This window comes from Cryobacterium sp. 10I1, assembly GCF_035019805.1.
In the GTDB taxonomy this organism is placed as follows: Bacteria; Actinomycetota; Actinomycetes; order Actinomycetales; family Microbacteriaceae; genus Cryobacterium; species Cryobacterium glucosi.
Genome location: NZ_JASJVF010000708.1, coordinates 1 through 222, shown reverse-complemented (window position 1 = coordinate 222; position 222 = coordinate 1). Strand labels below are relative to the sequence as shown.

The following is a 222-nucleotide window of genomic DNA, read 5'->3' as shown; positions in this document are numbered from 1 at the left end:
CCGCCGTGGCACGCGCCGATCGGCCGGGCCCTGCGCGAGGGCTGGCTGAGCGTCGAGAAGGCGGACTCGCTCCGGAAAGGGCTCGGCGACCTGGACCGGGCGATCACCCCGGAGAAACTCGCCACTGCCCTGGCCCGGCTCCTCGCCGAAGCGCGCACGGTGAACGCTGACCAGCTGTTCAAGCGCGCCCGGCGGGTGCGGGACGTGCTCGATGAGGCCGGC

Annotated in this window: 1 pseudogene; it reads left to right on the top strand. The window is 74.3% G+C overall.

The annotated features are described in order from the left end of the window. Positions 1 to 222, top strand: a pseudogene (locus QN345_RS20445) (hypothetical protein); the annotation flags it as partial.